The following is a 20,647-nucleotide window of genomic DNA, read 5'->3' on the forward strand; positions in this document are numbered from 1 at the left end:
CCGTCATTTCACTCTGTTTACGTTACTTCGTACTCGTCCGATAAAGTCTCTGTCGAGATATCCTTCCACCCGTTCGCAGGCAGAGAGGTATTTCTTCCACCAGGCATAGGCTCGAAAATCAAGATAGATGAATTTATTCCATGGTTTCTCCATTGAGAGGTAATGCACCATCAGCGGTGCCATTTCCTTGTAGCCCGGATTGAACCAGATTGCATTAAACTCATTGGCAAGCGGATATTTCTTCTTGAAATGCAGATTCACGAAGTCCTGCTCCGGGCAGTACATGAAGTTTCCTTTTTCCTCAATTGTTTTGATAAATTTCTGATACAGCCCTTTGCATTCAGCCTTGTAGCACATAAGTCCGGTATTGAAATACAGCGGAGTGTTAACTACCTCCTTAAGGTTCATCTGCTTCATCCATCTGTCGCGGTTTTCACGTTCACTGACTCCGAAGATACCGGTCTTGTACTTTGATGTAATCTCCTCAAGCAGAGGAACCACAGAGCCGAGAAACAGAGTGTCCAAATCGAAGTTCAGGACACAGTCGGTTTCGGCAGAAACCTCCTCAAGAGCCTTAATCCTTTGTGCAATAGCAGGAACGGCACTGCGATGAATCATGAGTCTGTTACCTCCCACAGTGGCAAAAAGGTCATGCTGCGGAAATGAAACATAACGAACCTCCACCAGTTCCTCCGGGACTACCGCAAGAACTCTACTGAGGTCAGTACCTTTTTCAGCGTAAATGATGAGTTCAATGCGGTTGTATTTGAAAAATGAGCTGAGGGATACCACCGCCTGATTGATGTACCCCTCATCCAGAACTACGAATGCCTTCATTGGTTATTCTCCTTTATGTCGTCTTTAAAAATGTCCTCTGAATAATTGATGAGCTTAAGTGAACAGCGGTTGCCGCTTTCCGGTTTAACGGCAGTAACCCAGCAGAGTTGCAGTTCACCGATGGCAAAAAGCGGATATTCGAGAGACTTGCCAAACTCGCTGTCCCAATCAATATCCGGGTAGGTATCAAGATAAAGTGTATGGCTGTCATTACGGTAAAAGGTATATTCACCATAGGAGCCATCCTTTCTTGAGATATACACGATGCCTTCCCACACATCATCCGGTATCTCAATATCGGTGGTAACGGTCTGGCCGTTTATTCCGGTTATTCTTCCGGTGATGTTGGATAAGTTCTCATCAAGCATAAGTCCAACAAGGTCGTTAAACTGACAGTTGAGACCGTTAAGCTCGGTTTTGATTTCATAGGTAACTCTGGTATTTCTGAGATACCTGAGTCTCCTCATGCCAAGAGCTACAGCATGGTCATAGTCTGTTACTCCCCAGGCATCAAGCTGCTCCTGATTATCGGATTCAGGGTAGGAGGTAATGCGCTTATTCCCGTCAGCATCAACATGGCAGTACACCGTTTCGGTCTTGTAGGTCTTAGGCGAGGTGAAATTTACCACCACCTCATCAACATCATCCTCCTTTGGCAGAGAACAGGTGATCACTGGACTTGAGGTCATATTGCTTTTGGTAAAAATCTGCGTTGGAGTTGCTCCCGCATAAAGCCTCTTAACCGATAAGGTATTGTCCCTTACCACCGGAACCGCAAATCCGCAGTTAAGAACATCCCTTAAACTTTCAAGTAATGTGCTGTCACTGTCGATAGAGCCGTTACATTCAAGTCCCTGAGAGCGCCAGAGCTCATCAAAATCCATCAGCGTATCGACATCAAGAATATTGCGGTATTTGGAGTTCCGCACGATGTACTGAACCACGGGAGCAATATCTCTTGTTTCCACCAGAGGCAGATTATCTGAATACCCGAGAGCAGGAAGTTTTCTTGTCCAGTAAGTGGCAAGCTGATTTTCGGAAAGCTCGGATAAGGTTTCGTTTCCTTTGAACCTGCAGATGAGTACCGTCATGTTGTCATATCGGTCAATGGTGCTGATTACGCTTTTAAGGCCTACCCATTTAATCTCCTCAAGAGCACGGGTAGAGCCGTCCTCCTGGGAGGTTCTTAGAACCCTGAACTCATAATTTCCGGCGGTTGCAAGTTCGATTCTTACCGTTTCAGCAAGCTGGTCATTGGTGTTGTTGATCCAGGTTTTCTCAATCACGGTGTACGGCTCATTTGAACCTGCTCGGCGGTACTCAATTTGAATGCTGATAGAAAGCTTGTCGAACTCACCATCATCGTTAAGCTTGCCGAGACCTCCCGGCATGGAGAAATCCAGCTCAAAGATTTTTGATTCAGCACCATACGGACATGCCCGGTAAGGTCCAACATAACCGCCGTCACTTGCCTGACCGCTTACCAGAGTAAAAAGCACATGCTCCTGATTGACTCCGGTGGAATAAAAGCCATGCCAGTCTGAAATCTCACCGTAGCTGTCGTTAAGACGCTTAACCGTGTAGACACCGTTGATGTAATCAAGAATTTCATAAAGGCCGTTATCCTCATATGGATAATCCGCAGGCATCGGCTGAAACACAGAGCCAGCCAGGTGATTTGCCGTAGCGGTTATTTTCGTGTAGGGCTGAGACGGAGTAACCTCCTCGGGGTATGCAGGAACAGTCAAATCTGAACTGTCGAACTTTAGCGTAACATTCTCACCGGACCTTATCACTTCGAGTATTTCACAGAGCGCCTCGGTGGTATTCGCCTCATCTTCGGTTACGGTTTTACCGCCGCTGCAGCCTGACGGAATGGTATCGTAGGTAATAGAAGTTACGGCAGAAAGAGTAACCTTCAAATAATCACCATTACGGGTAATTACCTCGGTCCCGGTTTCCTCGTCAACGCTGGTCTGAATTTCTGTGGCTCTTGCACGGAAAAACTCATCAGACTTAAATCCGTCAGTGCATTTCAGCGTGAGCGTAGTAATACCAGATGCGGCATCAGTTTCTGCTGCAACAATCTCAGTACCGACAAGACGTGTGTTTCCTGCTCCGCTTAACTCAAAGATTGTGCCGTTCGCCCATTTCAAATCAAGGTTCTGTTTAATGTGTACCGTCTCAGTACCGCCACCGGAGCAACCACCGTAACCGATGCTGTATATCCTGTAGTTGCAGCCGCTGAAGGTATTGCCCTTAAACTCAAGATTCACACCGTTCATGGAGGAGGTGTCGATTTTACCCTGACCGCTTTTTAAGGTATGACCGCTCTGGGTAACCTCGGTTGATGAGTACCAGCAGTACCAGGATTTGTCCTCCGGGGAATTTTCAGCGGTAATCTTTACTCCCGGTTCAATGACATAAGCGGAGCAACCCTTGAGTTCACTGATTGGCGTCTCGCCGATGTAGATGTCTGAGTGATCTGACTTGTAGTCATAATGCCCGATCCCTTGGCATAAAATCATGTCACAGAAAAGAGTATTGTTGCGGTAAAACACATGACGGTCAGCGAGGTAATCAGGGAATCTCTTGAAGAAGCCAAAGTTCTCCGGGATGATTTCCATGAGCTTTACCTTATTGCCCTGGACATTTACATCATAGATGGAGTTTCCCTGTTTGGTGTTTTTCTGTTTATTCTTGCCGAGCTTATGCATACTCACCATGGCATAAACGGCACTCGCCACACCAATCACCACGGAAATGATGGCAGCGATGGCAGTACCGGTTACACCGGGTTCGATGACGAATTTTAAGTGATCGCATTTCTGGATTAAGAGTGCAGGCCATTCAGTCTGTTCTACCTTTCTGCCGTTAACAAAGAGCGACAGATAAGGTTTCAGTTCAGGATTGTATGAAGCAATCTGTGAGTGGAGCAGTGAGGTCAAACTGCCGCTGTATTCCGGCAGTTCAAGCTGCTCGAGTACCTGGTTTAGGTCCTCTCTGGTTACAATTTCAAGTTTCATTTTTCCTCTTTGGAAGATTTGTATGTCTGTAGATCTTTGTTTCTACAAACTGCATTGATTTGATCTTTTCAACTCTGGCATGACGATTAAGACCGGTATGCAGCATTTCTCCTTTACCGAGATGTACCGCCACATGAAAGATTTGGCCATGCCGGAAGAAGGCAATTACATCACCGAACTTCGCCTCGTCAGCAGTAATCTCCCGAAAGGAATTCCGGGAAGTTTCCTTCTCGTATCCGTCCTTAATGCAGAAATCTGTGTAGTCATCAAGCTCTATGCCAAGCTCCCGGCGGTAGAACTCGATGACAAGTCCCCAGCAGTCAAGGAATGGGTATTTTCTGCCGTTTGGTGTGTGTCTGATGAGAAGATAATGATTAAGCCACATATTTAAGCCCCGGTGCATTTGATGCGGTATAGCGAAGGCGCGGAAACTCAAGATTCAGCATGTCGCAGAAGGATGCGGTAAAGGTTGCTGATTCCCGGGTGATGCGCCCGCCGGTGATGGTTAAGGTGAGTTCCGAGAGCTTGTTGTGGCTCTCGTAATGCCACTGGGTAACGGTGATGTAGGTCGGCGTCTGAGCTTCAATAACCCGTTTCATGTATTCGTAGGCTTCACCGCTTACTCCGTCAACACCGAAGGACAGATCTGAAAATCCGCTGTCAGACCTTTCCGGCATGGAGACAGTAAAGGCTGACTTCTTGTATTCGTCTCCCCAAAGTGTCAAATCCTCATAACCAAGTACATAACGCAATGTGCCTATGGTTTCATTCTCTATGGTGAGAGTTACAACGGGGAGCCTGCCGCCACTCGCGTAGATTTCTTCAAGTGAATAAAGCATAATGCCTCCTTAACTGAACCAGGATAGGTATTCCACCTCACTAGAATCAGGCTTAACCTTGATAATGCGGCCAGCCCAGTCATCGATTTCATAGGAATAAAAGCTCCAGGTGGTATTGCCGTTGTTGTCGTTAAATTCCACATATCCGTCATACGGATAACCTTTGAGAAGATTCAGCTTAAAAACGTAATAGCCGAGTTTATTCTTTTTGAGCTTGATACCCGGCCACTCGTAATTGGTGTAATAGGCCACCCAGATATAGGCATAAAGATCATCCCAGCCTTCAGGGTCAATCCATACTTCATCACCGCCAATACCGGGTTCTACATCAAGTCGGCACTGTACCGACCATAACGGACCATCGCTGTTAACGCAGTTAAGCGTGGTGGAGAGTTCTCCTTTCTGTATGCGGCAGAGCGATTCTGTACCGCCGTACTCGTTAAGAAGCTGCATATAGAACCAGTCCTGACCGTAGCTGATGTCGTTGCGGTACCATGCCATGAATTCCTGATATTGACTCTGGGTAAACATGAAGGTAACTGAAAGCTCATGCGGTGTTCCGGTATTAACCAGTCTCTGCCTTACGTGGCCATCTGCCATCTGGGTTCTGATGATGTTGGGTTTTATTTTGTAGCTGTAGCCTCTCTGCTGTGGAGGCGGCAGAGAGGAAGGATAATAGTTCATGAATTAACTCCCCATACGGTTGAGGTTGAAGGTATTCTGAATCGCCATGCTCATAGAGCCGCCATGCCGGATATCGGAAACAAATATGTCTACGATTCGGGTTTCGTCATCATCACGGGTTTCTACGGTTCCTGCTTTCTCGGTACTCTCGTAAAGATTCACGATGACACCGCCACCATAACCGGAGGAGCCATTAACGGCAGAACGGGCAAGCTCCGCTGTTTCCTTTCGTGAGGTGATAGACATCGGTCCCTGAACGAGTTCCGGTCCGTATTCCCCCACAATACCCCATTCACCAGCTTTGAGCTGTCCGCCTTTATCATGCATAGATACAGAGGTAAGTTGGGAAATAGCTGATGTGGTGGTTGCCATGGCAGAGGCATAATTGGCGAGTTTCTGAGGCCAGGTAACCGCTGACGGATCATTTAAAGCAGCAATCCATGCTTTTATCGCGTCCATGGTGGCACTGGCTACTGCAAAACTTTTCTGAACCGCAAACAGAGCACGATAGGCACCGGAGGATTCATCCATGCTGTCGGTAAGACTTGCAAAGGCATCGGAGATGTCCAGAGTGGCATCAGCCATTTTCTCGTAGGGCTCGGTCATCTTTTTAAGTTCATCAGCCTGTTTACGCTGCTTTACCGTGGTGCTGTCAGAGGTGTATTTATCCATGAGCTGAGTGCGGCTCTGCTGATAGGCTTCCTCGGAAATAAGCTGGTCGTTGTGGAACTGCTCCAGGAGTTCAAGCTTTCTGCCGTAACCTTCCTGAATACGCAGAATTTACTCTTCCTCGGGATTAAGTGAACGCAGAAAGTCCTGTGCTTCTTTCTCGATTTCTGCCCTCTGGGTCTGATAGTCCTGCTCGATGATGAGGAGTGCATTATTCTTCTCAATTTCAGAGATTTGAGCATTCTCGGCAATAACCGCATTAAGCTCCTGAAGCTTTTTGATGTGTTCACGCTCGAGCCTTTCAAGGTCGCTCTTTGACTTCATGTCGAGTTCAAGAATCTGCTCGTAATAAGGCGTCCAGGTATCACGAGCCTCGGCAGATTTGGAGAGAGCACCGCCGGAGCTTTTACCTTTGCCGGAGTCCTTATTTGCGCCAATCTTTAAGCCTTCATCAGACTGGGTGCCTTCACCCACAGGTTTATTCTGGTACTTTTCAGCGATGCGCTTACGCTCAGCGGCAATACGGTTCTGAGACTCGGTGATGTCCTTTTCAATTCCGGCAATGGTAGCCTTGTAGATTTTTGCAGTTTCCTCTGCTTCTCTTTTGGTTCGCTCTCTGGCAAAATCAAAGCCTTCCGAGAAGGTTCCTCCGGAAAGAGAAGTTCCGATACCTTCACCAATGGCATTGAGGTAGCCGATAGTGTTATCCCAGAGTTCTCCGACTTTCTGACTAAGCTCAAGAAGACCAATCTGGGCAAACTGAAAAAAGTTTGAAAAGAAGAGCTTCCAGCTCCCGGTACCGTCCTTCATCTCAACACCGATAAGCTCAAGGGTGTCACTGAAAAAGTCCTTCACACCTTCCCATGCGGTGCGTATTCCTTCAAAGGTCTCTTTTACCGTTTTGGCAAGATTGTGGAACCACTCAATTACCGCAGGATCATCCAGCCATTCAGAAATTCCGTTCAGGGTATTGGCAAGAAAGTCATTACCCATAATGATGAGTTCTCCGAAACCGCCGTTTGACTGCATGAGTCTGGTGCAGAAAGTCCCCCAGGCATTATCCAGTCTTCCGGTGGCGGCAGATACAGTGTTGAGTTTAGCTTCCAGTACGCCATCAAAGTTGTTCTTTGCCAAATCAGAGAGATAGGAATCCAGAGCCTTGCTGTTCTTTTCAATCTCGGTGGTGGAGCCTTTGTAGGTTAAGGAGATGGTGTCACCATTGTCCTTTGCGGTGATGCCAAACTGCCTGAGAGCCTTGGTAGAGCCCTGGGAGAAAGCAATAACCGCATCAGTTAAGGTGTTGATGTCTCTTCCGGTGCCATGAGCAATGGTGGCGTAGGTCTTAAGCTGCTCATTTGAGTTGGTAAGTCCGTTATTGCCTAAATCCACAAAGGCTTTAGCGAGTTTGTCAGTAGCGGTAGCAGTCTCGTCCTCAAGACCGTTAAGGCTCCAGAAGGTTTTCTGAGCAGTTTCCAAATCACCAACCAGTGGAGTCAGTCTTGCCGACATATCCTCGTAAACCCGTGAGGCTTCAAGTCCGGTGGAGATTATGCTCTTAAAACCGTCCACGATTTCAGAGGCAAACTTAATGGCAAAGCCTGTCATCAGCATTTTCCAGCCGGAGGCGTTTTTCTGCAGAACTCCGGTCTGATTGTCCACGGCTTTGGTGACCTTTTTGATTTCAGCTTCCTGCTCCTGCATGATCTTCTTCTGCTCGGCAAGCGTGGTATTGGCATCCTTCTGTTGAGAGTTCTGGGTTTCAAGAGCCTTGCTGATTTCCTTTGTAACCTTGCTCTGCTTCGCACCGAGGTCGGTTACGGTTTTAGTCTGAGCTTCAATTGAATCCGTTACGGTCTTAACGCTCTCATCAAGTCCGTGAATGGCGGCATTGGTAGCCTCTGCCTGTTTTGCGGATGCATCAAAGTTTGCTCCTATAGCCGCAGCCGAGGAGGAAACAGCGTCCTTCATGGCCGTCATCTCTTCGGCAATTTTGCTGAGTGAGTCAGTCAGAGCAGACGTGTCGGCAGAAAGCCTGATGGTGCTGTCGTTCATTTTGATCTCCTCTGTGAATTCATCATTCGCTTAAACTTCTCAATCTCCCCGGCACAATCGCATTCAGTCATACCGCTTTGGTACCTTTCATGGGGATGTGCCTCATAGTATTCCTCCTGAAAAACCACCGACCAGTAGTTGAACTCGGTGGTGGGGTACTCAAGAACTTCTGAGATTGGGCGGTGAAGCTCCCGGGCAATTCTCACCGCCAGTCTGAATACAAAACTGCCCCGGATTAGTTTTTTAAGTGTGTCTCACCAGTGATGTTAAGAGCCGAGAAGGCATTAACGAGCTGGAGCAGTACCTTATTCGGCACGGATTCCATAAAGGCATTAAAGTCATCCGGCTTTTCGGTGAGGTTACCGTCAGCATCACAGAGAGATGCGTGCATCATCTTAAGGCCCCGAAGCTGTAAATCCTTCTCGCCTTCAAAGTCGAGACGCGCCTTGCCTGAAAGTTCACGCAGGTAAAAGTCCACACCGTCAACGGTTACCTTGCTGACTTTGAATTTCAGCCCCTTGATTTGATCTAAATAAGACATGGTTATTCTCCTTCGTTATCAGTAGTTTGAGTCTGTTCAGCCACATCGGCATTTGACCACACAACATCAGATGCCTGTCTGCCAGAAACCTTAAGCTGCATAAAGCCGTCAGCAGAGCCGGACATAATCTGATAGCCGAGAAGCTTCAAATCGTAGGTAGCTCTGGTGCCGTTCGGCCACTGATGACGAATTCGGACAGTCTGTTGTGCCTCGGCGGCAGCAATGAGAGCCTGCTGGTCAGCGTCATCATCGTAGTAATAGATGGTGAGTTCCTTTTCAGCAGAATCCTTCAAACCACCGCAGTAAACCTTTCTGTCATCATCGATGGTGGTGCATTCCACGGATTCGGCAATGTCACCGATATCCCCAAGCTCTTGAGCGCCTTTAAGCGGCAACCAGGTAACTCCATCATCGGTTGAGAACTGGGAATGAGTACCTCCGAGAAGTACCGGCTCCTTTGCCTTGTAATCGTAAAGCTGTGTATGTTTAGCCATTTCTGTTTTCTCCTATTTCAATAAATCGGCCATAGAGGTTTCAACCTGCTGAACCACAATGGCCACTGCGTTTTGATCTACCCTGCGTTGTATCGCTTCAATAAAATGACGGGCAGATATGCCCTTAACCTTGCCGCCATGCTGACTGGCTTTTTTCGTAGTTTTTGCCTTAACCGCAGCAAGCTTTTTTGTATTCCTTTCCATCATAGCCTGATACCGCTCCCGCTGTTTCTGCGTTTTGGCAGATGCGAGATAAAGGCGAGCCTTGTTGATGGCAATTTGATATTTGTTGGCAATAAGCTGCTGAATTACCCTGTTGCCTTCAAGACTTGAGCCTTTACCGACAGTGTGATCACGGGTACCGGCATTAAGCCAGTGATTGAGAGTCTTTGGTGGAATGTGAGGCTTTTTGCCTTCCTTGCCACCTTTGACCTTACTCACCGGCAGAAAGTGTATGTACGAGATAATGCGGTTTGGGTCTGAACGTACTCTTGCTGACTTGATGCCGGATACGGATTTACGGTAAATGCCGGTATGGGCTTTAAAGTGAGTGCTGATGTAACCTGTGAGTTCTTCCCTTGCTCCTGTTTCCTTAAGAGCCTCCTTCAGAATCACACGGCTGATTTTGGTCTGAAGTTTTGCTGGCAGACCTTTGAGCTTTTCTGCAAGAACATCAGCACCGGAGGTATCTGCTTTAATCATCGTTCAACAAACTCCATACTTACCGCATTGCCCCAGAATCCAACCTCGGGGTCGTACTCTGTTGGTGTTATGCTGTTTACAATGATGAGCCGAAAATCCTCCGAGTATTTACCGTCAGTGGCAGCCACCAGCCGGTCCGTAATGGCATCACAGGTGTCAGCACTTACAAACGAGAAGATAAATATCTCAAAGCCATGGCGCACATCATGGGCATCGCCGTCAACGGTTCTGCCGGAGAACTCGGTAGCCTGTCTGGTTATCAGCGAGGCAGTTTTAACGTTATTCGGAACAATGTCAAAGTAGGCTTTCTGCCCGGTGATGTCCTCCACCAGAGCCTTAACCTTTGCTTTCATTTCACTGATTGAAATCATGTGGTAATCCTCTGATTGTCGTTAAGCCCCGAGTAGCTGCAGCCAAGCAGGATTTCTCCTTTGTGCCTGTCTGCTGAGAGGTTATCGATGCTGAAAAACTTCTCATTCCACCGAATTAGGCAGTCATCCGAAAGACCGGAAAGATACCGGATAAGCACGGTAATCTGCCCGCTCTGAACATCGATGCCGGAGCGCATCTGGTCACGGGTGGTAACCGACTTTACATTCGCCCAGACTGTTCCGGAAAGCTCGTAGTCATCAAGACTGGTAAGGTTCCTCTCAGCCTTTGGTTCATAAATCTGTATGCGTTCGTTTAAGGTTCCGGTTTCCATCAGAATGCCTCCTGTCTTGAGCCGAACAGCATGGAGCGCAACGACAGCGTAAGAGACTTAAAGTCAGCTTCGGTTCTGTGTTCAAACATGTAGTTGACGGCATACATCACCGCAGCCTTGCCGTACTTCGAACCGTAAAGCACCCTGGTATCATCCGTTCTTATCACATCCATGCAGAGCCTTTCAGCAGAGCTGATAAGAGAGCGAATCAGTGTGTCATCCTCGCTGCTGTCAACACGCAGATAGTTCTTCATTTCCTTAAGGGTAATGCTCATGTCAAAACTCCAAAAAAGCCTCCTCCGTTTTTCAACAGAGAAGGCATAAAAAAAGCTCCGTTATGGAGCCTTAGGGTTTCACGGTCTTACCGCCGGTGATGGTCATAATCTGCACCGCTTCCGGCAGGATTAACTTGCCGTCCACTCGCTCTTTAGCCACATAACCAATCATGCCATTACCTGCAAAGAGCTCGGTTAACTGTTTGAAGGAGCGGGTACCGCGGTCACCGATGTTGTAGTAGCTGTAGTCACCAAAGGCAATCTTGCCTTCCGGACAGAACGGTGAGGTGTACACATCATATCCCAGGAGCTTATCCGGTTCACCGGAAGTCAGTGCCGGCTGCCAGAGATATACACCGTTGTTATCCTTAAGCTGTCTGATGGCAGCCACCAGCTTGTCATGCATAATGAACTTTGCAGACTTGCGGTACGGACGCTTTAAGGTGTAAATAAGCTGCATAAGGTGGTCAGCAGTTACAGATGCGGCAGACAAAGCAGCAGTACCGCCACCGGTTTCTGCAAAGAGACCGAGTGGCTGACCGCGACCGGTACCGTTCAGGAATGCATCCTCCTCAGCGTTTGCGAGAGCCTTGCCGAACTGGTCAATGATGTAGTTTTCCAGTGGGAACTGGGCATCATAGAGAAGTTCCTCGGTTACCTTGATGGCCACATGAAGCTTATGGGCATCAAGCAAAATCTGATCAAAGGTAGCCTCACCAAAGGACAGTGCTCCACCTTCCTCAATCCATGCGGCAGCAGGCTTGGTGGCAGCAATGTTAATCTTGTGCTCGCCTGAGGTGGTGATGATGTTACCCAGAGTTCGCATGATGTTTTCTTCGGTAAGTACATCGATAAGACGGGAGTCGTATTCCTCCGGTACCAGGTAACCGCCGTCGGCATCCACACCTTCCTGCAGAACGTTGGAAACCTGTTTGAAGTTGGAGCGGAGAGCCTTAAGCATTCCTGCCCTGTATTCATCGGAGGCACGACCGCGCTTTACCACAGAGTCAGAAGCAGGAGATACAGAGGCAGGCTTGGATGTAAGGGGCTGATTAACGGGACGGGAAAGTTCTGCATCAATTGCCTCCTGGCGTTCAAGTCTGGCGATTTCCCTGCTCAAATCGGTAATGTCCTGCTCCATGCGGGTATAGGTGGCATCATCCTCGGCGGTAAGAGTTCCCTTGTCGGTACGGCGGGATTCAAGAAAGGCCTTAGCGGCATTCCATGCAGTTGCTCGCTTTTCGCGAAGTTCATTTACAGTAGTCATAAATTCTCCTAATTTCTAATAAGGTTAAGACGCTCCATCAAATCAGCAACGGAGCGTTCAGTATTGGTTGGTTTTGGTTCGGTTGGTTTAGCTGAGATGCGGCATCTGGCAGAGAGCTTTTCCATGAGGGAGTTCGTTACCGCAGCCTTGGAAAATGCTGTAGCGTCAGCCGTTTCAGACACATTCTCAGGCTCTGTGCTTCGTTCCAGAATTGCATCCGCAAATCCAAGCTCCACGGCCTTATTGGCATTCATCCATGTTTCTGCGTCCATTAGCCTTGAGAGCTTGGCTCGGCTAAGACTGGTCTTAAGCTCGTATGCATTGATGATGGATTCCTTGACTTCGCCCAGCATGTCGATGGCTTTCTGCATTTCTGCCGTGTTGCCGAAAGCCATGGTCATCGGATTGTGAATCATCAGCATGGAAACGGGGCTCATCATTACCCTGGTTCCTGCCATAGCGATTACCGAAGCTGCAGAGGCGGCAATGCCGTCAATCTTCACGGTGACGCTTCCCGGGTATTCCATCAGCATGTTGTAGATCTGTGCGGCAGCCACACAGTCACCGCCGGGAGAGTTAATCCAGACCGTAATATTTCCCGAACCGCTCATCAGTTCATCTTTGAAAAGCTGCGGTGTAATGTCATCGTCAAACCAGCTTTCCTCAGCGATGGTGCCGTTCAGGAACAGGATCCTTTCCGGGTTCGGTACGTTTTGGCTTTGTTCCTCCGGGTTCTCCGGCTCCGTCTGGTTCTTCCACTTCCAGAACTTCTTCATTGTTATTCTCCTTGTTTGCAAAAATTCCTGCGTCCTGCAGTTTGGTCATGTTTCCGTTGATGAGATACAGATTCCCGCCAAGCTCATCCGGAATGAGATCAAGCTGTTCTAAACTTCTGATATCATTGGCTGACATCCAGCCGTTCTGCCGGGCAATGGCATAGCCGTTCATGCGGCTCTGGTAATCACCGCGGAGGAGTCCGTCTACATTGAATTTCACGAAGTAGTCAGACTTTTCAGTCTCAGTAAGTAAAGCCCGGTTAAGGGATTGCTCCCATCTGATAATCCATGGCTCCAAGGTGTATTTCACGAACTCGAGAGACTGCTGTTCGATGTTTGAGAAGCTCGATTTTTCAAGGTCACCAACCATGTGAGGTGGCACTCTGAAAATACGGGCTATCTCATCAATCTGAAACTTTCTGGTCTCAAGAAACTGTGCCTGCTCCGGTGAAATGGAAATCGGCGTGTATTTCATGCCTTCCTCAAGTATCGCAACCTTATGGGCGTTGTTTCCCGAGAAGCCTTTATTCCAGCTTTCGCGGATTGATTCAGGATTTTTCACTGTTCCCGGAAACTCCAGAATGCCTCCCGGAGTAGCACCGTTGGCAAAGAACCGTGCTCCATATTCCTCAGTGGCAATGGAGAGCCCGATGGCATTTTTAGCCATAGCAATGGGGGAGTATCCGACAAGTCCGTCAAAGCCGAGTCCTGGAATGTGCAGCACATCAGAGGGCTTTAGAGTTACATTGCCAGACTTGCCTGTGTGCGCATCGGAATCCTGCATTTGGTAGCGATAGCAGATTTTCCCGAAAGCATCCCTGTCCACCGTCATGCGGTTCGGCATCAGCGGGTAAAGGCCAATAACCTCACCTTTGCCGTTACGGATAATCTGAGCGTAGGCATTGCCCCAGAGCAAAAGATGCGTCATCAGAGTTTCCCGGAATACGAATGAGGTCATTTCGGGATTCGGCTCATCATGCAGAATTCGGTAGAGGGGATGTTTTACGGCTCTTGTTTTACTGCCTTCATCCTGATTCTGATAAAGGTGAACCGGCAGACTCGCAATTGACTCTGACAGAATTCTCACGCAGGCATACACCGCTGTCATCTGCATGGCTGAACGTTCATTGACGTGTTTGCCGGAGGTGCTTCCTCCCATCATGAAACGATAGCCGCTGCCTGCCGTGCGGTTGCTGGGCTTGTCTCTGGAACGGAAGAGACCGTCGAAAATGCTCATGTGAATCAACTCCTTTGAGAAATGAAATGCCGTCAGCCTTTTAAAACAGTGCTGCGGCATGGTATCATGCACGTAATTACCGGGTTGCCGACCTGTGGAATATGGAGGCGAATTGCGATGAAAGAGGAATGCCTTATTTGTAAAGCACCGTTAGAATACCTTGACGCAGACGAAATGATGGAATGTGCAATTTGCCACAAGAAGGAAAACAGTAAGACTCGCTGTATCCATGGTCACTATGTCTGCAATGATTGTCATACCGCTGGCATGGATACGATTATCGGTCTCTGCTTGGCTGAGTCATCAAAGAATCCTGTCGAGATCATCGAGAAGATGATGGCCTTGCCGTTTTGCCATATGCACGGCCCAGAGCATCATGTCATGGTTGGGGCTTCACTCCTGACTGCATACAAAAACGCGGGAGGAGCAATTGATCTTGAGTCAGCACTTGCAGAAATGATGAATCGAGGGAAGAACGTACCCGGCGGGGCCTGCGGCTTCTGGGGTGCTTGCGGTGCGGGTATCAGTTCCGGCATGTTTGTATCCATCATTTCAAAATCTACACCTCTTTCGCAGCAGCCGTTTGCGCTATCACACCGCATGACTGCTAAATCACTGGGTGCTATCGGTGAGATCGGAGGCCCACGCTGCTGCAAGCGAGATTCATTTCTTTCAATTTTCTCGGCCATCGACTTTGTAAAAGAATACTTCGGGATCGAGATGGAAAAGCCCGATATTGTTTGCACACACTCTTCTCAGAACAATCAGTGCATTGGAAAACGCTGCCCCTTTGCAAAGGCAAACCATAAAAGCACCTAAATCTCAGATAAACAGAATGCCGCGTTCATCGTAGACTGAGGCTCCGTTGTCATTGCCACATCGGATGGCTCTGTCGAGTCCCATGATGGTGGCAATCGCACCGTCAATCTTCTCGGTGGATTTTTCCTTGTCGGCCTTGATGTTGCCTGCCGGGTCAGTTCTGATGTAAATGTTGTCCATCATCCATCGCAATACCGGATGACCGCCGTGAGCAAGTTTCTGCTCCAGCGTGAGTTTCATAAGCTCTTTGGTCGGCGGGGACATGTCCTTAAAGCCCTGACCGAAAGGAACTACGGTAAAACCCATGCCCTCAAGGTTTTGCACCATCTGTACGGCTCCCCAGCGGTCAAAGGCAATTTCACGGATGTTGTATCGGGTACCCAGGTTCTCGATGAACTTTTCGATGTATCCGTAATGCACTACGTTGCCCTCAGTAGTTTCCAGAAATCCCTGTTTATGCCATACGTCGTAAGGCACGTGATCACGTCTCACTCTCAGTTCCATGGTGTCCTCGGGGATCCAGAAGAACGGCATGATGTAATACTTGTCATCCTCATCATTCGGCGGGAACACCAAGACGAAAGCGGTAATGTCGGTGGTGCTGGACAGGTCAAGACCTCCGTAACATACACGGCCTTCAAGCTCATCAGGATTAACCGCAAAGGAACAGCCATCCCATTTCTCAAGCGGCATCCAGCGGATTGACTGTTTTACCCATTGGTTGAGACGGAGCTGTCTGAAGGCATTCTCCTCTCCGGGATTCTGCCTTGCTGATTCGCAGGCAGCTTGAACCTTATCAATACCGACGGTAATTCCGAGAGATGGATTAGCCTTTTTCCAGACTTCCGGATCTGTCCAGTCATCATCCTCGGCAGCCCCGTAAATCACCGGATAAAAAGTTGGATCGATCTTCCTGCCCTCAAGGATGTCCTTTGCCTTCTGATGAGTTTCGTAGCAGATGGAATTCGTATCAGTTCCGGCAGTTGTGATAAGGAAATACAGCGGTTGCATTCGGGCATCACCGGAGCCCTTGGTCATAACGTCAAAAAGCTTTCTGTCCGGCTGAGTATGCAACTCATCAAAGACCACGCCGTGAATGTTGAAGCCGTGCTTTGAGTAAGCTTCCGCAGAAAGAACCTGATAAAAGCTGTTGGTCGGTGTGTAGATGATGCGTTTCTGCGAGGCAAGAATTTTGACTCGCTTGTTCAGAGCCGGACACATCCTCACCATATCTGCAGCCACATCAAATACGATTGTTGCCTGCTGGCGGTCTGCGGCACAGCCGTAAACCTCGGCACGCTCTTCTCCGTCACCGCAGGTAAGAAGCAGTGCCACAGCGGCAGCAAGCTCTGATTTTCCTTGCTTCTTGGCTATCTCTATGTACGCCGTATTAAACTGCCGGTAGCCGTTCGGCTTTAAGATCCCAAACAAATCCCGGATAATCTGCTCCTGCCAGTCGATAAGTTCAAAAGGCTTACCGGCCCAGGTTCCCTTGGTGTGGCAGAGAGCCTGAATAAAGTTCACTGCATAGTCAGCGGCATCCTTGTCATACACGGACTTCTTTGCCTTGAACTTGGTAGGGACGTATTTTTTAAGTTTCCGCATTGCCATCTGCTCACCTCCTTACAGGCATAAAAAAAGACCGCCGAAGCGATCTCTTTGGGTATAAAAAAGGAGCCGTTAAGCTCCGTACTAATTGTTGGCGTTCTTCATCGCCCATTCAAGAGCATGGCCGTCATCCATAAAATCGACACCACTTACCTCCCGAAGCCCGATCTCGGCCTCGCAGCCGGTGTCTTCGGTGAGGAACTCGTAAACCGCGCCGTAGTAGGATGGCTTGCCTGCTCCGTTGTAGTAATGTCCTGCCAGGATTACCTTATCACCGAATCTTAAGGTCTTGCTCCAGCGACATTCCAGATCCTCCGGAGTGGTAGGATTTGGTAATCTGTAGGTTCTTGCTCTTTCTGTCATCTTGCTCATTTTTAAGTCTCCGTTGTTGTTCTCGATGACTGTATATTCGCTCTGTACCAAAGGTATAGCAAGTCAATAAGTACGTATTTCTGTACTATTTTTTTCTTCTAACCAATCGTTCTTTTCTTCTAAAATCAGGCAAAAATAGAAGAAAGATAAAATAATGAGAAGAAAAAAGGAGGCCTCTCTGACCTCCCGCACTTCACCTTACCCCGCGACTCTGAAAAGGTAGCCGTGGGCTTTTTCGTGTTCGTCGCTGTTCCATCCGGTGTAGCGGCTGTTGATTTCAACCAGCCCCTCGAGGGTGCATCCTGCCTCTTTGAAAAGCCATGCGGTTTCTACTGCGTGACTCCATCCGGAGGAAAAGGTGAACCTCTCGATTCCGTTCTGCCTCATGGCTTCAATCAGCTTTGCCGCTTCGTTATCCCATACCACTTCGCTGATGTCGAGGTAATCGTTGCCGCTGTCCCGGGAAACCTCGTACTCGTTAAAAAGTCGGCAGGCTTCTCTGCCAAGTTCCTTTAGTTCATCCCAGACTGCCTTGTAGGCGGCTCTGGCGGCGTTCAGCTCATCCTCGTTCTTTGCTATGTCGTAGGCGTTCTTTGCAGCCTTGATGCGGTTGTAAAAGTTCTCGAAAGTGTTCATGTTTAACTCCTTGAAAAATGTACCTTCGCTGTTCGTTTTGTTGTGTTCATATTCGCTCTGAAGGTACACTATAGCAAGTCAATAAACCCAGTATTTTCAACTATTTACAAGGTTTTTCAGCGAGCTTTTCGCGGGTGATTTCGAGGACTTTTTCCTGCTTTTCCTTCGGTATTCCGGCAGCCTCCAAAGCCTCCAGAGTTCCGCAGTCGGGGCAGATTGGAGTGGTGTTGTCCTTTCGGGAAAGAGCCGGAACTTCGGTGTAGGTTCTGCCGCAGAGCGGGCATACTTTCGGTTCGTTTTTATCAGTCTTCATTCTGTAATCCTTATGATGGAATTAAATCGTTAAACCGGGCGGTGCGGGAGTTTTGGACTCTCCGCCATCCGCCTTACGGTGTTCATATTTGCTCTTAATGCACACCTTATCAAGTCAATAAATCCTTTATTTTCAATGGTTTAACGTTATTTCATCACTGGTTTCCAGACTTATGTTGAGAGCCTCATAAATGAAGTTTTCGTCAAAGCCGAAGGCTTCATAACCGTCAAGGCAGATATCAACGTACCGCTGGGAAGGAACGCCGATTTCGCGCTCTTCGTGCATGATGTAGATGAAGGCCTTAAGCTTTCTTACCTTGCGATCACTAATGCCGATAACCGGAATTTCCACTTCCGTCTTGTAGTAGAAATTCGGATAACCTTCGTAGCGGTCAAGGGAAAGCTCATCATCAGCCGTTACCTCCCATACCGCCACAGGAACACACGATCCTTTCTTTGGCTCGATGGTAAGGTAGGCACCGCTCTTACTTCCCTTAAAGAGAAGCTCAAAATCCGGTATTTCCGATGTGCCTACAACCTTTGCGCCGGGGCAGCGGTAGCTCATCTGGTCAATGTTCAGGTTGCTGCCGTAGGCGATGTAATATCTCTTTGTCATAATCTTTTCCTTTCGTTTTTGTTTAACTTCGGAAGGCTTACCCTTCTACTGCCGAAACCCCACTCAAGGGGCCGGCAGGAGGAGGCTAAGTCCTCGCTGGGGGTTTAGGCTCTTCCGAACCGGAAGGCTGCGTTTCCGCTAAGGTTGCGGGTTAAAATCTCGCGGGCGGTTGCAAATTCCTCGCCGATGAAGCCGAGGCGCAGGAGCCAGGTTCTCATCGCGAACTTAGGATTCTCATGCTGCTGTGGCTTTGGGCTTGCGGTTCTTACTTCCTTTGCCATCTCGCTTAAGGCCAGGCAAAGCTGAATGTAGCTCTTAAGCTGTCCGGCGTGGATGCCGTTCTGCTTTCCGCCTGCTGGTGCATCGAACTGGAAAAGTCTGAACTCAACCGTGCCCTTGGTGAAGGTGGCGTGGAGGTTAAGCATTCTGTAGCGTGATGCGTTGTAATGGTGGTCTCTGCCGTAGGTTTCACCCTGGCTGGTGTACCAGATGTCGCTAAGTTCTTCTTTTGTCTGTGGCTTCTTTTTGTTGAGCTCCTTAAGGAATCTTGGGTCTACCGTTCTGCAGTATCTTGCCATGCGGTGCTGGTCAAGCTTCAGGGCTTCGGCTAAAAGGCTCTCGTGGCTTGCCATCAGGTTCGCAAGGTTGCGCAGGGTCTTTGCGGTGTGGTCTGCCGCACCGATGTGGATGTGAACTCCGCATCCGCGGGTAGCGTCGCTCTTTGCTCCGGCCTTGCGAAGTCTTCTGCAAAGCTCCTGCAGGGTTTCGATGTCGCTGTAGTTAAGGATCGGGGTAACCATCTCACACTTGTGTGCGTCGTCGCCGGCGATGCTTACATCCTTCTGGAACTTCCATTCGCGGCCTTCGGCGTCCCAGGCGCTAACCGTGCTGTAGCCGTTGCGGTAGGCGGTATCTTCAACCCTGTGTGTTCCGAAGAATTCTGCGGCAATCTTGGCGGCCTCGAGGCGGGTAATGCTGTTCATCTCAACTTCAACTCCGATGGTCTGGTTCTTGAGGTTTGCTATCTGCTTTAAGGTTTTTTCTTTCATTTTTGTGCCTTCTTTTTGGTTAATGTTTGTTCGTTTTGTTGTGTGTATATTCACTCTGAAGGCACACTATAGCAACTTAATAATCGATTATATTTCGATATTTGTTTTGTATATAAATCATTGATTTACTTGCTATTTTTTACAATTCTACATACGTCTTCACCATATGCGATTCCAAGACTTGAGCCCGTGTTCCATCTCACATGGATCGTTCCGATGTCGTCAACGAAGATCACTGTTCCTCGGGTTCCCGCAGGTGGGGCATGGTCATCATTCATGTGTACCAACTCAACCGCTGTCCCTGCGGGATAAGTTCTGCGGAGGTGCTCTATGATTTCTCTATTCGGAAAGTTCATCATGGACCTCCTCATTGTTTTCGGCTGATTCAGCTAGAGCGGTGGGGAGGTTTTCCTTCACCGTCTTGAAGGCGGAACTTCCATCAAGGTTCGTAAGCAGGATCTTGCGGCTCTTTTTGAACTCATCGCCGATAAAACCCAGACGTAGCAGGAAACATCTGAAGGCGTACTTCTCGTTGTCGATATCTCGGACTCTTGCAGTAACTCGTTTCTGCTCGGTGCTCATTTTGCAGATGGCGGCAATGAACTGGGTGTAAGCCAAGGCATGGTCGGGTGCCGGATCAATAAACCATGGGAAGGAAACTCTGTCCTCATGGATTTCAAAGGCCAGGTTATCAATCCCCAGAGCCTTGCGGATGAGCGCTCCTTTGGCATCAAGGAGCTTCTGAAGGTTACCTGTATTGACCTTGTCGGCAGGCATCTCAATGGTGAGGATATTCGGTTCTGGAACTTTAAGCTCTTTGTCTTCGGACTTATCGGCGGTTCCTTCAAAGCCTGCCTCGGCAAGTTCGTTTAAAAGTTCACCCGGATCAACCTTATCATCGTAGACCAGATTGCCCTCCCTGGTAACTGTGAAATCGCCAATCTGATAGTTCATACTTGGGGTTCCCTGGTATTCAGCTTTGATCCCGGTAATCCTTGAGATAGCCTTGACCAGCTCCTTGCGCTCTGCGCCCTTAAGGTTAAATTTGATTTCCATGGTTATGTCTCCATCATTATGTTCGTTTTCGTTAGGGACATATTTGCTCTGTTAAAACACTATATCAAGTCAATTTG

25 protein-coding genes are annotated in these 20,647 nt (G+C 48.5%); 1 reads left to right on the top strand and 24 read right to left on the bottom strand.

The window, feature by feature from the left end:
• Positions 1–3: 3 nt before the first annotated feature.
• The 16 genes from F557_RS0112300 to F557_RS19860 all read right to left on the bottom strand — a co-directional run bounded on the left by F557_RS0112300 (position 4) and on the right by F557_RS19860 (position 14,102).
• On the bottom strand, positions 4–837 hold the full coding sequence (locus F557_RS0112300) for a glycosyltransferase (protein WP_019002523.1): 834 nt from the start codon (positions 835–837) through the stop codon (positions 4–6).
• Positions 834–3,863, bottom strand: coding sequence for a host specificity factor TipJ family phage tail protein (locus F557_RS0112305; RefSeq protein ID WP_019002524.1), 3,030 nt, complete (start codon positions 3,861–3,863; stop codon positions 834–836). Before F557_RS0112305 ends, F557_RS0112300 begins: the two co-directional genes overlap by 4 nt.
• Positions 3,853–4,248, bottom strand: a complete 396-nt coding sequence (locus tag F557_RS0112310) for an NlpC/P60 family protein (RefSeq protein ID WP_019002525.1) — start codon at positions 4,246–4,248, stop codon at positions 3,853–3,855. Before F557_RS0112310 ends, F557_RS0112305 begins: the two co-directional genes overlap by 11 nt.
• Positions 4,238–4,702 carry a DUF1833 family protein gene (locus F557_RS0112315; protein ID WP_019002526.1) on the bottom strand — a complete coding sequence of 155 codons (465 nt, stop codon included), beginning with the start codon at positions 4,700–4,702 and terminating at the stop codon, positions 4,238–4,240. Before F557_RS0112315 ends, F557_RS0112310 begins: the two co-directional genes overlap by 11 nt.
• Before the next feature lie 9 nt (positions 4,703–4,711).
• The gene (locus F557_RS21365) at positions 4,712–5,386 is read right to left on the bottom strand and encodes a hypothetical protein (protein WP_019002527.1); all 675 of its coding nucleotides are present in this window, start codon (positions 5,384–5,386) and stop codon (positions 4,712–4,714) included.
• A 3-nt stretch (positions 5,387–5,389) separates the two neighbouring features.
• On the bottom strand, positions 5,390–6,058 hold the full coding sequence (locus F557_RS0112325) for a hypothetical protein (protein ID WP_019002528.1): 669 nt from the start codon (positions 6,056–6,058) through the stop codon (positions 5,390–5,392).
• 108 nt (positions 6,059–6,166) lie between these two features.
• On the bottom strand, positions 6,167–8,107 hold the full coding sequence (locus F557_RS0112330; RefSeq protein WP_019002529.1) for a tape measure protein: 1,941 nt from the start codon (positions 8,105–8,107) through the stop codon (positions 6,167–6,169).
• Positions 8,108–8,342: 235 nt separating this feature from the next.
• On the bottom strand, positions 8,343–8,648 hold the full coding sequence (locus F557_RS0112340; RefSeq protein ID WP_019002531.1) for a hypothetical protein: 306 nt from the start codon (positions 8,646–8,648) through the stop codon (positions 8,343–8,345).
• A 2-nt stretch (positions 8,649–8,650) separates the two neighbouring features.
• Positions 8,651–9,142, bottom strand: coding sequence for a phage tail tube protein (locus tag F557_RS0112345; protein WP_019002532.1), 492 nt, complete (start codon positions 9,140–9,142; stop codon positions 8,651–8,653).
• A 12-nt stretch (positions 9,143–9,154) separates the two neighbouring features.
• Positions 9,155–9,844 carry a hypothetical protein gene (locus tag F557_RS0112350; protein WP_019002533.1) on the bottom strand — a complete coding sequence of 230 codons (690 nt, stop codon included), beginning with the start codon at positions 9,842–9,844 and terminating at the stop codon, positions 9,155–9,157.
• Positions 9,841–10,215 carry a hypothetical protein gene (locus tag F557_RS0112355; RefSeq protein ID WP_019002534.1) on the bottom strand — a complete coding sequence of 125 codons (375 nt, stop codon included), beginning with the start codon at positions 10,213–10,215 and terminating at the stop codon, positions 9,841–9,843. Before F557_RS0112355 ends, F557_RS0112350 begins: the two co-directional genes overlap by 4 nt.
• The gene (locus F557_RS0112360) at positions 10,212–10,547 is read right to left on the bottom strand and encodes a head-tail adaptor protein (protein WP_019002535.1); all 336 of its coding nucleotides are present in this window, start codon (positions 10,545–10,547) and stop codon (positions 10,212–10,214) included. Before F557_RS0112360 ends, F557_RS0112355 begins: the two co-directional genes overlap by 4 nt.
• Positions 10,547–10,822, bottom strand: a complete 276-nt coding sequence (locus F557_RS0112365; RefSeq protein ID WP_019002536.1) for a head-tail connector protein — start codon at positions 10,820–10,822, stop codon at positions 10,547–10,549. The genes F557_RS0112360 and F557_RS0112365 overlap by 1 nt, the downstream gene beginning before the upstream one ends.
• A 70-nt stretch (positions 10,823–10,892) precedes the next feature.
• Entirely contained in the window at positions 10,893–12,089 is a 1,197-nt protein-coding gene (locus F557_RS0112370) for a phage major capsid protein (protein WP_019002537.1), read from the bottom strand.
• Positions 12,090–12,097: 8 nt separating this feature from the next.
• Entirely contained in the window at positions 12,098–12,865 is a 768-nt protein-coding gene (locus F557_RS0112375; protein ID WP_019002538.1) for a head maturation protease, ClpP-related, read from the bottom strand.
• Positions 12,753–14,102: a phage portal protein gene (locus F557_RS19860; RefSeq protein ID WP_019002539.1), complete on the bottom strand. Its 1,350-nt coding sequence runs from the start codon at positions 14,100–14,102 to the stop codon at positions 12,753–12,755. The genes F557_RS0112375 and F557_RS19860 overlap by 113 nt, the downstream gene beginning before the upstream one ends.
• Positions 14,103–14,219: 117 nt before the next feature.
• Between F557_RS19860 and F557_RS0112385 the strand changes: the two genes are divergently transcribed.
• On the top strand, positions 14,220–14,921 hold the full coding sequence (locus tag F557_RS0112385; protein WP_019002540.1) for a DUF5714 domain-containing protein: 702 nt from the start codon (positions 14,220–14,222) through the stop codon (positions 14,919–14,921).
• A 3-nt stretch (positions 14,922–14,924) separates the two neighbouring features.
• Here the strand turns inward: F557_RS0112385 and F557_RS0112390 are convergent, their stop codons facing one another.
• The 8 genes from F557_RS0112390 to F557_RS0112425 form a co-directional block, all read right to left on the bottom strand.
• Positions 14,925–16,532: a terminase large subunit gene (locus tag F557_RS0112390; protein WP_019002541.1), complete on the bottom strand. Its 1,608-nt coding sequence runs from the start codon at positions 16,530–16,532 to the stop codon at positions 14,925–14,927.
• 81 nt (positions 16,533–16,613) lie between these two features.
• Positions 16,614–16,901, bottom strand: coding sequence for an Nmad4 family putative nucleotide modification protein (locus tag F557_RS0112395; RefSeq protein WP_019002542.1), 288 nt, complete (start codon positions 16,899–16,901; stop codon positions 16,614–16,616).
• Positions 16,902–17,099: 198 nt separating this feature from the next.
• Positions 17,100–17,537, bottom strand: coding sequence for a DUF7698 family protein (locus F557_RS0112400; protein WP_019002543.1), 438 nt, complete (start codon positions 17,535–17,537; stop codon positions 17,100–17,102).
• Between the two features lie 100 nt (positions 17,538–17,637).
• Complete coding sequence (locus tag F557_RS0112405; protein WP_019002544.1) at positions 17,638–17,850, bottom strand: hypothetical protein; 213 nt, start codon at positions 17,848–17,850, stop codon at positions 17,638–17,640.
• Positions 17,851–17,982: 132 nt separating this feature from the next.
• Positions 17,983–18,465 carry a gamma-glutamylcyclotransferase family protein gene (locus F557_RS0112410; RefSeq protein ID WP_019002545.1) on the bottom strand — a complete coding sequence of 161 codons (483 nt, stop codon included), beginning with the start codon at positions 18,463–18,465 and terminating at the stop codon, positions 17,983–17,985.
• A 104-nt stretch (positions 18,466–18,569) separates the two neighbouring features.
• Entirely contained in the window at positions 18,570–19,514 is a 945-nt protein-coding gene (locus F557_RS0112415; protein WP_019002546.1) for an amidoligase family protein, read from the bottom strand.
• A gap of 125 nt (positions 19,515–19,639) precedes the next feature.
• Positions 19,640–19,885 carry a DUF4314 domain-containing protein gene (locus F557_RS0112420; protein WP_342664074.1) on the bottom strand — a complete coding sequence of 82 codons (246 nt, stop codon included), beginning with the start codon at positions 19,883–19,885 and terminating at the stop codon, positions 19,640–19,642.
• Positions 19,854–20,570: a hypothetical protein gene (locus tag F557_RS0112425; protein ID WP_019002548.1), complete on the bottom strand. Its 717-nt coding sequence runs from the start codon at positions 20,568–20,570 to the stop codon at positions 19,854–19,856. Before F557_RS0112425 ends, F557_RS0112420 begins: the two co-directional genes overlap by 32 nt.
• Positions 20,571–20,647: the final 77 nt, after the last annotated feature.

This window comes from Succinimonas amylolytica DSM 2873 (genome assembly GCF_000378405.1).
GTDB lineage: Bacteria > Pseudomonadota > Gammaproteobacteria > Enterobacterales > Succinivibrionaceae > Succinimonas > Succinimonas amylolytica.

Bases quoted from the DNA above. Each gene is read 5' to 3' on its own strand.
- F557_RS0112300 (WP_019002523.1), bottom strand. From the start codon at position 837: ATGAAGGCATTCGTAGTTCTGGATGAGGGGTACATCAATCAGGCGGTG.
- F557_RS0112305 (WP_019002524.1), bottom strand. From the start codon at position 3,863: ATGAAACTTGAAATTGTAACCAGAGAGGACCTAAACCAGGTACTCGAG.
- F557_RS0112310 (WP_019002525.1), bottom strand. From the start codon at position 4,248: ATGTGGCTTAATCATTATCTTCTCATCAGACACACACCAAACGGCAGA.
- F557_RS0112315 (WP_019002526.1), bottom strand. From the start codon at position 4,702: ATGCTTTATTCACTTGAAGAAATCTACGCGAGTGGCGGCAGGCTCCCC.
- F557_RS21365 (WP_019002527.1), bottom strand. From the start codon at position 5,386: ATGAACTATTATCCTTCCTCTCTGCCGCCTCCACAGCAGAGAGGCTAC.
- F557_RS0112325 (WP_019002528.1), bottom strand. From the start codon at position 6,058: ATGGATAAATACACCTCTGACAGCACCACGGTAAAGCAGCGTAAACAG.
- F557_RS0112330 (WP_019002529.1), bottom strand. From the start codon at position 8,107: ATGAACGACAGCACCATCAGGCTTTCTGCCGACACGTCTGCTCTGACT.
- F557_RS0112340 (WP_019002531.1), bottom strand. From the start codon at position 8,648: ATGTCTTATTTAGATCAAATCAAGGGGCTGAAATTCAAAGTCAGCAAG.
- F557_RS0112345 (WP_019002532.1), bottom strand. From the start codon at position 9,142: ATGGCTAAACATACACAGCTTTACGATTACAAGGCAAAGGAGCCGGTA.
- F557_RS0112350 (WP_019002533.1), bottom strand. From the start codon at position 9,844: ATGATTAAAGCAGATACCTCCGGTGCTGATGTTCTTGCAGAAAAGCTC.
- F557_RS0112355 (WP_019002534.1), bottom strand. From the start codon at position 10,215: ATGATTTCAATCAGTGAAATGAAAGCAAAGGTTAAGGCTCTGGTGGAG.
- F557_RS0112360 (WP_019002535.1), bottom strand. From the start codon at position 10,547: ATGGAAACCGGAACCTTAAACGAACGCATACAGATTTATGAACCAAAG.
- F557_RS0112365 (WP_019002536.1), bottom strand. From the start codon at position 10,822: ATGAGCATTACCCTTAAGGAAATGAAGAACTATCTGCGTGTTGACAGC.
- F557_RS0112370 (WP_019002537.1), bottom strand. From the start codon at position 12,089: ATGACTACTGTAAATGAACTTCGCGAAAAGCGAGCAACTGCATGGAAT.
- F557_RS0112375 (WP_019002538.1), bottom strand. From the start codon at position 12,865: ATGAAGAAGTTCTGGAAGTGGAAGAACCAGACGGAGCCGGAGAACCCG.
- F557_RS19860 (WP_019002539.1), bottom strand. From the start codon at position 14,102: ATGAGCATTTTCGACGGTCTCTTCCGTTCCAGAGACAAGCCCAGCAAC.
- F557_RS0112385 (WP_019002540.1), top strand. From the start codon at position 14,220: ATGAAAGAGGAATGCCTTATTTGTAAAGCACCGTTAGAATACCTTGAC.
- F557_RS0112390 (WP_019002541.1), bottom strand. From the start codon at position 16,532: ATGGCAATGCGGAAACTTAAAAAATACGTCCCTACCAAGTTCAAGGCA.
- F557_RS0112395 (WP_019002542.1), bottom strand. From the start codon at position 16,901: ATGAGCAAGATGACAGAAAGAGCAAGAACCTACAGATTACCAAATCCT.
- F557_RS0112400 (WP_019002543.1), bottom strand. From the start codon at position 17,537: ATGAACACTTTCGAGAACTTTTACAACCGCATCAAGGCTGCAAAGAAC.
- F557_RS0112405 (WP_019002544.1), bottom strand. From the start codon at position 17,850: ATGAAGACTGATAAAAACGAACCGAAAGTATGCCCGCTCTGCGGCAGA.
- F557_RS0112410 (WP_019002545.1), bottom strand. From the start codon at position 18,465: ATGACAAAGAGATATTACATCGCCTACGGCAGCAACCTGAACATTGAC.
- F557_RS0112415 (WP_019002546.1), bottom strand. From the start codon at position 19,514: ATGAAAGAAAAAACCTTAAAGCAGATAGCAAACCTCAAGAACCAGACC.
- F557_RS0112420 (WP_342664074.1), bottom strand. From the start codon at position 19,885: ATGAGGAGGTCCATGATGAACTTTCCGAATAGAGAAATCATAGAGCAC.
- F557_RS0112425 (WP_019002548.1), bottom strand. From the start codon at position 20,570: ATGGAAATCAAATTTAACCTTAAGGGCGCAGAGCGCAAGGAGCTGGTC.